At 64.4% G+C, this 1,380-nt stretch carries 1 protein-coding gene; it reads left to right on the plus strand.

What is annotated here, in order from left to right:
- The first annotated feature begins 264 nt into the window (after window positions 1–264).
- Entirely contained in the window at window positions 265–996 is a 732-nt protein-coding gene (locus tag ACWDX9_RS63335; protein ID WP_449973457.1) for a helix-turn-helix domain-containing protein, read from the plus strand.
- Window positions 997–1,380: the final 384 nt, after the last annotated feature.

Below are 1,380 nucleotides of genomic sequence, written 5' to 3' on the forward strand. Positions count from 1 at the left end.
GGCCGCGACCGGCCGGAGAGCCGCAGCGCGGCCAGCGACCGCCCGACGCGCGGCAGCTCGCTGGAAGCGAGCTGCCCTTGAAGACGTAGAGAAAGTTCTCATCCGCGAACATGCGAGCCTATGATCTTGATGTGTCCAGGCCGGAATCTCCGCGGTAGATATCCGTTTGCATCCTCGGCCGGAGATATGACGATGGCGTGATCGCACGCGAACTAGCTGCCTGGTGATGCACTGATTAAATATGGCGGGATGATGGGATACCCAATGCCCGGCGTCTTGTTGGCGCGGTTGTCCGATCACCGTGGGCTGAGCCCTGATGACCTGTCCCGTCTGGCCAAGGTCTCTGAGGCCGAGGTGCAGGAGGTGCGTGACGGCGGGGAGCCTAGTTCCTCGCTGCTCCTGCGGCTTGCTCCGGCGCTTGGCTGGCACGACGTGGACCTTTTGGCGTTTGCCGGGATGCCCGTGCCTGACGAACTCACTCCCTTGGACGCCCACGCCGGGAGTTGGGTTGCGTCACTGATCAACCAGGCCAGGTGCCTGCCGCCGGGACTCATCGGCGAGTTACGGCACCGCGCCCGGTCACTCCCGCAGCAGCCCCGCACCCACTCGTTTCCGCCACCGCGTCCGTGGGAGCAGTACAAGCCGAGCTTCGGTGCGGCGCTCATCCGGATGCTCGCGCATCGGAACCTGGACTGGACGAGTGCGGCCAAGTGTCTGTTTTGCCTCACCGGTCTGGGATTGGCCGGCGCCACAATCGGGAGGATCGGGCGCGGCGTCAATGAACTGAGCCCTGATCTCCTTGCCAGGCTCGCGACCTTGTTGGGCATTCCGGTCGACGACCTGGCCGCCGTTACCGGCATCGACCTTCCCGAGAATCCACCACCGGCACACCCGGCGGCGGCCGATCTGGCGGGATTGATCTGGGACGTCCGACAGCTGACCTCTGACCAGGTGCGACACCTCCGCAACGAGGCCAAATCTCTTCAGAGCGACTAACTGGATCTGCCATTCACAGCAACGACCGGTTGACGGTGTTGGGCTACGGATCTCATCACGCATTCCATGAGGATGAGTCGCTTGCGCGCGTGGCTACCGTACGCACCCTTCGAGTAGGGCGTGCCACGTGGCATGCCCCTCTCGCGTGCTCATGCGGTGGGTCTCGAAGGCCTTTCTGGAGTTCCGGTTGGTACGCCTAAGGAACGCTTGGCCGCCGCTGGCGCACAGTTCGTAAATGACGCCATCGCAGTGGCAGGTCCAGAGGAGTGTCCTGCGCCGTGATTCTTTGCGGGCGGTGAGCCATACGAGCCGTGTGCAGTTGGGTTGCGGCTCGGGCAGGTGGGGAGACAGGCAGTCGTTCATGCGGCTTGGCCGGCGGGGGCG

This window comes from Nonomuraea sp. NPDC003201, assembly GCF_053590415.1.

What these genes read in the sequence shown, in the direction of transcription:
- ACWDX9_RS63335 (WP_449973457.1), top strand. Translation starts at nt 265, where the DNA reads ATGCCCGGCGTCTTGTTGGCGCGGTTGTCCGATCACCGTGGGCTGAGC.